This is a genomic window from Mycobacterium timonense (assembly GCF_025821985.1).
GTDB classification, from domain to species: Bacteria; Actinomycetota; Actinomycetes; order Mycobacteriales; family Mycobacteriaceae; genus Mycobacterium; species Mycobacterium avium.
In genome coordinates this window covers 150,438-158,788 of sequence record NZ_JACKSY010000113.1, presented here as the reverse complement: position 1 = coordinate 158,788, position 8,351 = coordinate 150,438, and the positions used below count along the sequence as shown (strand labels likewise).

At 67.6% G+C, this 8,351-nt stretch carries 9 protein-coding genes; all 9 read left to right on the top strand.

Annotation, left to right across the window (positions count from 1 at the left end; genetic code table 11):
* Positions 1-14: 14 nt before the first annotated feature.
* The 9 genes from H7I87_RS27290 (at position 15) to H7I87_RS27250 (ending at position 8,341) form a co-directional block, all read left to right on the top strand.
* A complete protein-coding gene (locus H7I87_RS27290; RefSeq protein WP_003874404.1) occupies positions 15-311 on the top strand; it encodes a WXG100 family type VII secretion target in 297 nt (98 codons plus the stop codon).
* A gap of 42 nt (positions 312-353) precedes the next feature.
* Positions 354-638, top strand: coding sequence for a WXG100 family type VII secretion target (locus tag H7I87_RS27285; protein ID WP_003874405.1), 285 nt, complete (start codon positions 354-356; stop codon positions 636-638).
* Positions 639-973: 335 nt separating this feature from the next.
* The gene (locus H7I87_RS27275) at positions 974-1,747 is read left to right on the top strand and encodes a response regulator transcription factor (protein WP_033726635.1); all 774 of its coding nucleotides are present in this window, start codon (positions 974-976) and stop codon (positions 1,745-1,747) included.
* On the top strand, positions 1,744-3,282 hold the full coding sequence (locus H7I87_RS27270) for a sensor histidine kinase (protein ID WP_019732881.1): 1,539 nt from the start codon (positions 1,744-1,746) through the stop codon (positions 3,280-3,282). The genes H7I87_RS27275 and H7I87_RS27270 overlap by 4 nt, the downstream gene beginning before the upstream one ends.
* A gap of 191 nt (positions 3,283-3,473) precedes the next feature.
* Positions 3,474-3,557, top strand: a complete 84-nt coding sequence (locus H7I87_RS29080) for a hypothetical protein (RefSeq protein ID WP_019732882.1) — start codon at positions 3,474-3,476, stop codon at positions 3,555-3,557.
* Positions 3,554-3,643, top strand: a complete 90-nt coding sequence (locus H7I87_RS27265) for a hypothetical protein (protein WP_003872722.1) — start codon at positions 3,554-3,556, stop codon at positions 3,641-3,643. The genes H7I87_RS29080 and H7I87_RS27265 overlap by 4 nt, the downstream gene beginning before the upstream one ends.
* Positions 3,644-5,314, top strand: a complete 1,671-nt coding sequence (kdpA, locus tag H7I87_RS27260) for a potassium-transporting ATPase subunit KdpA (RefSeq protein WP_019732883.1) — start codon at positions 3,644-3,646, stop codon at positions 5,312-5,314.
* Complete coding sequence (gene kdpB / locus H7I87_RS27255; protein WP_019732884.1) at positions 5,314-7,464, top strand: potassium-transporting ATPase subunit KdpB; 2,151 nt, start codon at positions 5,314-5,316, stop codon at positions 7,462-7,464. The genes kdpA and kdpB overlap by 1 nt, the downstream gene beginning before the upstream one ends.
* A 1-nt stretch (position 7,465) precedes the next feature.
* Positions 7,466-8,341: a potassium-transporting ATPase subunit C gene (locus tag H7I87_RS27250; RefSeq protein WP_019732885.1), complete on the top strand. Its 876-nt coding sequence runs from the start codon at positions 7,466-7,468 to the stop codon at positions 8,339-8,341.
* Positions 8,342-8,351 lie beyond the last annotated feature (10 nt).

Here is an 8,351-nt window from a genome sequence, read left to right as displayed (position 1 = left end):
AGGAGACAGCCGAGATGGCAACACGTTTTATGACCGACCCGCACGAAATGCGGGCGATGGCGGGCCGCTTCGAGGTGCACGCCCAGACCGTGGAGGACGAGGCCCGCAAGATGTGGGCGTCGTCGATGAACATCGCCGGTGCGGGCTGGAGTGGTCAGGCCCAGGCGACCTCGTACGACACGATGGGTCAGGTCAACCAGGCCTTCCGCAACATCGTCAACATGCTGCACGGGGTGCGTGACGGGCTGATCCGCGACGCCAACAACTACGAGCAGCAAGAGCAGGCTTCGCAGCAGATCCTCAGCAGCTAGCCCAGAACTGCTGCCGTCCAACACTTTTAAGGAGCAATCGCTATGAGCATCAACTACCAGTTCGGCGATGTCGACGCCCACGGNGCGCTCATCCGCGCCCAGGCCGCGTCCCTGGAGGCCGAGCACCAGGCCATCATTCGTGATGTGCTGGCTGCCGGTGACTTCTGGGGCGGTGCCGGTTCGGTGGCCTGCCAGGAGTTCATCACCCAGTTGGGTCGCAACTTCCAGGTGATCTACGAGCAGGCCAACGCCCACGGCCAGAAGGTCCAGACCGCGGGCAGCAACATGGCCAGCACCGACAGCGCCGTCGGGTCCAGCTGGGCCTGACAACCCAGTTGGGTCGCAACTTCCAGGTGATCTACGAGCAGGCCAACGCCCACGGCCAGAAGGTCCAGACCGCGGGCAGCAACATGGCCAGCACCGACAGCGCCGTCGGGTCCAGCTGGGCCTGACAACCGTCTCGAAACAAACGGGGCCGCGCCTGGTGCGCGGCCCCGTTTTTCGTCGGTAGAGCACACTAATACGCCTGTGCGGCAAGGCTTTTAGATCCGGTCGCCGCCGCGCGGAAATAGCCGCGCCGGCCGCGACACCCCGGCTCCCACATTTGAGAACTCTATGAACTCGGTGACAGTCCTATGTGTGCGTCGCCAGAATGTAGGAGCATGACCGTAATGTCGGGACAATCAGCCGCGCAGCGGCCACGCCAGGCCATCCTGGGGCAGTTGCCCAGGATCTACCGCGCCGACGGGTCACCGATCAGGGTTTTACTGGTCGACGACGAGCCGGCGCTGACCAACCTGGTGAAGATGGCGTTGCACTACGAGGGCTGGGTGGTCGACATCGCCCACAACGGACGCGAGGCCATGGCCAAGTTCGACCGGGCGGCCCCCGACGTGCTGGTGCTCGACATCATGCTGCCCGACGTGGACGGCCTGCGGATCCTGGAGCGGGTGCGCCAGTCCAACGCTTACACGCCAACGCTTTTCCTCACCGCGCGCGACTCGGTGATGGACCGGGTGACCGGCCTCACCGCGGGCGCCGACGACTACATGACCAAACCGTTCAGCCTCGAGGAGCTGGTCGCCCGGCTGCGCGGGCTGTTGCGCCGCGCCAGCCAGCAGCCCGCCCCGACCGCCGAAACCCTCAAGGTCGGCGACCTGGTGGTGGACACCGCCAGCCGCGAGGTCACCCGCGGTGACACACCGGTGTCGTTGTCGTCCACCGAGTTCGAGCTGCTGCGCTTTTTGATGCGCAACCCCCGCCGCGCGCTCAGCCGCACCGAGATCCTGGACCGGGTGTGGAACTACGACTTCGCCGGGCGCACCAGCATCGTGGACCTGTACATCTCGTACCTGAGGAAGAAGATCGACTCCGGCCGCGAGCCGATGATCCACACCGTCCGCGGTGTCGGATACATGCTGCGGCCGGCGGAATGACCCGAGACCGCGACACCGCATCCGGGGGATTTCCCCGGTGGTTTCCCTCCTCGCTGCGCCGCCAACTGCTGTTCGGCGTGCTGGCGGTGGTCAGCGTGGTGCTGGTGACGGTCGGCTTCGTCTCGGTGTTGAGCCTGCGCGGCTACGTCAACGCCATGAGCGACGCCGACGTCGCCGAATCGTTGGACGCGTTCAGCCACCAGTACACCAAATACCGCAACGGCGAACATGTTTCGCCACATCCGGGCACCCCGCCGATCCAACAGGCCATCCTGGAATTCACCGGCCAGACGCCGGGGAACCTGATCGCGGTGCTGCGCAACGGCGCCGTGATCGGCTCGGCGGTCTTCTCCGAGGACGAACCCCGGCCCGCACCCCCCGACGTCGTCCGCGACCTCGCCGCCCAGTCGTGGAAGGACAGCCCGCCGCGCACCGAAATCCTGGGCAGGCTGGGGCCGTACCGGGTCAACAGCACCGTGAACGGCTCGGACGTGCTGGTGGTCGGGGTGTCACACAACCTGGCCGACCGGATCATCGCGCGCAAACAGCTCACCACCGTGGCGCTGACCGCATCGGCGCTGCTGCTCACCGCCGGGCTGACGGTGTGGGTGGTCGGCTACACGCTGCGCCCGCTGCGCCGGCTGGCGGCGATCGCCGCCCACGTCGCCGCGATGCCGCTCACCGACGACGACCACCGGATCACGGTCCGGGTGCAACCGCAGGACACCGACCCGCAAAACGAGGTCGGGATCGTCGGGCATGCGCTGAATCGGTTGCTGGACAACGTGGATAGCGCCCTGGCGCATCGGGTCGACTCCGATCTGCGGATGCGCCAATTCATCACCGACGCCAGCCATGAGCTCCGGACACCGCTGGCCGCCATTCAGGGCTACGCCGAACTGACCCGTCAGGACAGCTCGACGCTGCCGCCCACCACCGAATACGCGCTGGCCCGCATCGAGTCGGAGGCGCGGCGGATGGCGCTCCTGGTCGACGAGCTGCTGCTGCTTTCCCGGCTGGGTGAGGGCCAGGACCTGCAGTCCGAGGACGTCGACTTGACCGAGGTGGTCAGCGACGCGGTGAACGACGCGATGGTGGCCGCCCCCACCCACCACTGGGTCAAAGACGTGCCCGACGAACCGGTATGGGTGCGCGGCGACCAGGCCCGGCTGCATCAGTTGGTCAGCAATCTGCTCGGCAACGCCCGCGTGCACACCCCACCCGGGGTCACGGTGACGACCGCGATCCGCTGTCACCGCGGCGGCCGCGAGGCGCCGTTCGCCGAGCTGACCGTCACCGACGACGGCCCCGGCATCGACGCGGACCTGCTGCCCAACCTGTTCGAGCGGTTCGTCCGGGCCGACAAGTCAAGGTCCGACGGCTCGGGCCACGGGCTGGGGCTGGCCATCGTCAGCTCGATCGTCAAGGCCCACCACGGCTCGGTGGGCGTCGAATCCACCGCGGGCAGGACGGTGTTCCGGGTCCGGCTCCCGCTGATCGACGGACCGGGAACCCTTGGCGTAGCGGGTCTTTGACGGCCCCTGCGCAAGGGGCGTTAACAAACCGTAAAGGTGCACTACGGCCCCGTTAGGAAACCGTCAACCAAAGGCCCTGGCAGCGCGGGCCCGATTAATTTCAAGCTGACTTCGCCTCGAGAGCCCCGCTTCGGGCCGGCTCGACGGAGCCCTTTTCGTATGCAGGTGATCGGCGCGGAACGGAGACGCAGATGGGCGTGGTGGTGTATCTGGCGCTGACCGTGGCGGTGTTCGCGGCGCTCGGCGTGGCCCAGAAGCTGGTCGAACGGCTATGAACTACCAAAACACGGTCGGCTTGGTGCTTTCCATTCTCATCGCGCTCTTTCTCGCGGGCGCGCTGTTGTTCCCGGAGAGGTTCTAGGTGAGCAGCACAACCGCGGGACTGATCTTTCTCGCCGTCCTCGTCGCGGCGTTGGTCGTGGTCCATGTTCCCTTGGGCGACTATATGTTTCGTGTCTACACGACCGACAGGGACCTCGCCGCCGAGCGGACGATCTATCGGCTCATCGGCGTCGACGCGCGCTCGGAACAGACCTGGGGCGCCTACGCCCGCGGTGTGTTGGCGTTCTCCTCGGTCAGCATCATTTTCCTGTTCGTGCTGCAGCTGGTGCAGGGCAAGCTACCGCTGCACCTGCATGACCCGGCCACCAAGATGACGCCCTCGCTGGCGTGGAACACCGCGGTCAGCTTCGTCACCAACACCAATTGGCAGGCGTACTCGGGGGAAACCACCCAGGGCCACCTGGTGCAGATGGCCGGCTTGGCGGTGCAGAACTTCGTCTCGGCGGCCGTCGGCATGGCGGTGGCCGTCGCCCTGGTGCGCGGGTTCGCCCGCCGGCGCACCGGCGAGCTGGGCAACTTCTGGGTCGACCTGGTGCGCGGGACGCTGCGCATCCTGCTGCCCATCTCGATCGTCGGCGCCGTGCTGCTGGTCGCCGGCGGGGCGATCCAGAACTTCCATCTGCACGACCAGGTCGTCACCACGCTGGGCGGCACCGCACAGACCATCCCCGGCGGCCCGGTGGCCAGCCAGGAGGTGATCAAGGAACTCGGCACCAACGGCGGCGGCTTCTACAACGCCAATTCCGCGCACCCGTTCGAGAATCCGACCGCCTGGACCAACTGGCTGGAGATCTTCCTGATCCTGGTGATCGGCTTCTCGTTGCCCCGCACCTTCGGGCGGATGGTGGGTAACCCCAAGCAGGGCTACGCGATTGCGTCGGTGATGGCGTTGCTGTACCTGCTGAGCACCGGCTTCATGCTGTGGTTCCAGCTGCAGCATCACGGCACGGTGCCCAGCGCGGTCGGCGCGGCGATGGAGGGCGTCGAACAGCGGTTCGGCGTTCCCGACTCGGGCGTGTTCGCCGCGGCGACAACGCTCACCTCCACCGGCGCGGTGGACTCCGCGCACGACTCGCTCACCAGCCTCGGCGGCATGATCACCATGTTCAATATGCAGCTCGGTGAGGTGGCGCCCGGCGGCACCGGCTCGGGCCTGTACGGCATGCTGGTGCTCGCGGTGATCACGGTGTTCGTGGCCGGGCTGATGGTCGGGCGCACCCCGGAGTACCTGGGCAAGAAGATCAACCCGCGCGAAATCAAGCTCGCTGCAAGCTATTTCCTGGTCACGCCGCTGATCGTGCTGACCGGCACCGCGATCGCGATGGCGCTGCCCGGTGAACGCGCCGGCATGGCCAACAGCGGTCCGCACGGTTTGTCGGAGGTGTTGTACGCGTTCACCTCGGCGGCCAACAACAACGGGTCGGCCTTCGCCGGACTGAGCGCCAACACCGAGTGGTACAACACGGCCCTGGGCCTGGCCATGGCGTTCGGCCGGTTCCTGCCCATCGTGCTGGTGCTGGCGCTGGCCGGCTCGCTGGCCAGGCAGGGCAGCACCCCGGACTCGGCGGGCACCCTGCCCACCCACCGGCCCCAGTTCGTCGGCATGGTCGCCGGCGTCACGCTGATCGTCGTCGCCCTCACGTTCCTGCCCATGCTCGCGCTCGGGCCTCTCGCCGAAGGAATCCACTGATGACCGTGACCGCGATCGACCCGGCCGAGCAGGCGCATCCGGCGCCGTCGGCCGGCACCAAGCGGGTGCAGGGCGGCCTGCTCGACCCGAAGATGCTGTGGCGCTCTACCCCGGACGCGCTGCGCAAACTCGACCCGCGCACGCTGTGGCGCAATCCGGTGATGTTCATCGTCGAAATCGGCGCGGCGTGGAGCACGGTGTTGGCGATCGTCGGCCCGAGCTGGTTCGCCTGGCTGACCGTGATCTGGCTGTGGCTCACCGTGCTGTTCGCCAACCTCGCCGAGGCGGTGGCCGAGGGCCGGGGCAAGGCCCAGGCAGAAACCCTGCGCCGGGCCAAAACCCAGACCATGGCGCGGCGCCTGCGTGACTGGGCGCCCGGCTCGACCGGGATCGAGGAGGCCGTCGCCGCCACCGCGCTGCAACAGGGCGACATCGTCGTGGTGGAGGCTGGGCAGGTGATCCCCGGCGACGGTGATGTGGTGGAAGGCATTGCGTCGGTGGACGAATCGGCCATCACCGGCGAGTCCGCACCGGTGATCCGCGAGTCCGGCGGGGACCGATCGGCGGTCACCGGCGGCACCACCGTGCTCAGCGACCGCATCGTCGTGCAGATCACCCAGAAGCCGGGCGAAAGCTTCATCGACCGGATGATCGCCCTCGTCGAGGGCGCCAACCGGCAGAAGACACCCAACGAGATCGCGCTGAACATCCTGCTGGCCGCGCTGACGATCATCTTCGTGTTCGCCGTCGCCACGTTGCAGCCGCTGGCCATCTACTCGAAGGTGAACAACCCGGGCGTCCCGGATACCCAGGCGCTCAACACAAGTGGCGTCACCGGCATCGTGATGGTGTCGCTGCTGGTGTGCCTGATCCCGACCACCATCGGGGCGCTGCTGTCGGCCATCGGCATCGCCGGCATGGACCGGCTGGTGCAGCGCAACGTGCTCGCCATGTCGGGGCGGGCGGTGGAAGCCGCCGGTGATGTCAACACCCTGCTGCTGGACAAAACCGGCACCATCACGCTGGGCAACCGGCAGGCCGCCGCCTTCATCCCGCTGGCCGGCGTGTCTCCCGAGGAGTTGGCCGACGCCGCGCAGCTGTCCAGCCTGGCCGACGAAACACCCGAGGGCCGTTCGGTTGTGGTGTTCGCCAAGCAGCACTTCGGGTTGCGGGCGCGCACCCCCGGCGAGCTGTCCCAGGCGCAGTGGGTGGCGTTCTCGGCCACCACCCGGATGTCGGGGGTCGACCTGGACGGGCACTCCCTGCGCAAGGGCGCGGCCAGTTCGGTAGCCGAATGGGTACGCAGCCAACGCGGCAGCGTCCCGCACCAGCTCGGCGAGATCGTGGACGGCATCTCCGCCGGCGGCGGCACACCACTGGTCGTCGGCGAGAGCGTCGACGGCCGGGCACGGGTGCTCGGTGTCATCCACCTCAAGGACGTGGTGAAGCAGGGCATGCGGGAACGGTTCGACGAGATGCGGCGGATGGGCATCCGGACGGTGATGATCACCGGCGATAATCCGTTGACCGCCAAGGCAATTGCCGACGAGGCCGGCGTCGACGACTTCCTCGCCGAGGCCACCCCCGAGGACAAGCTTCAATTGATCAAGCGGGAGCAGGCCGGCGGCAAGCTGGTGGCGATGACCGGCGACGGCACCAACGACGCGCCCGCCCTGGCCCAGGCCGACGTGGGGGTGGCGATGAACACCGGCACGTCGGCGGCCAAAGAGGCCGGCAACATGGTCGATCTCGACTCCGACCCCACCAAGCTCATCGAGATCGTCGAGATCGGCAAGCAATTGCTGATCACCCGCGGGGCGCTGACCACCTTCTCGATCGCCAACGACATCGCCAAGTATTTCGCGATCATCCCGGCGATGTTCGTCGCGCTCTTCCCCGGCCTGGATCTGATCAACGTGATGCGGCTGCACAGCCCGCAGTCGGCGATCCTGTCGGCGGTGATCTTCAACGCGATCATCATCGTGCTGCTGATCCCGCTGTCGCTGCGCGGTGTGCGGTACACGCCAAGCAGCGCGTCAAAGCTGTTGAGCCGCAACCTGTATATCTACGGCCTGGGCGGCATCGTCGCCCCGTTCATCGGAATCAAGGCGATCGACCTGATCGTCCAATTCGTCCCCGGGATGTCCTGACATGACACTGTCGAACTTCATTCGCCTGCACTGGGCGGCGTTGCGGGCGCTGCTGGTGCTGACCGTGATCACCGGCCTGGCCTATCCGCTGCTCGTCTGGGTGGTGGCGCAGTTCCCCGGATTACGCGACCACGCCGAGGGGTCGATCCTGACCGCCTCGGGCAAGCCGGTGGGCAGCAGACTGATCGGCCAGCTGTTCACCGACAAGGACGGCAACCCGTTGCCGCAGTACTTTCAGAGTCGCCCCTCGGCGGCCGGCACCGGCTACGACCCGACCTCCAGCGGCGGCAGCAACCTGGGGCCGGAGAGCATCGTCGACGCACCCGGCAAACCCGGCCTGCTGACCACGGTGTGCTCGCGCAGCGCCGCCGTCGCCGAACTGGAAGGCGTCGACGGGTCGCGGCCGTTCTGCACCGGCGGCGGTGTGGGGGCGGTGCTGTCGGTGATCGGGCCGCGCGACGAGCGCGGCAACGTCACCCACCCGGCGCGGGTGGTCAGCGTCAACGAACCGTGCGAATCGACCCCGACACCGTTCGTGAGCCTCTACGAGGGGGTGCGCGTCGAATGCGCCAAGACCGGGGAGGACTATTCGCTCGGCCAGATCGTGCCCATCCGCGGAGCGGCACCGGCGGCCCCGGCCGTGCCCGCCGACGCGGTCACCGCCGGCGGCAGCGGCCTGGACCCGAACATCTCGCCCGCCTACGCCGACATCCAGGTGGCGCGGGTGGCCAAGGTGCGGCACGTCCGCCCGGAGCAGATCCGGGAGCTGGTGGCGCAGAACAGCAGCGGGCGCGCGTTGGGCTTTTTCGGTGAACCGTGCGTCAACGTGCTGCAGCTAAATCTGCAACTCGACCACCGCTATCCGGTCACCAGCTAGCGGCGAGGGG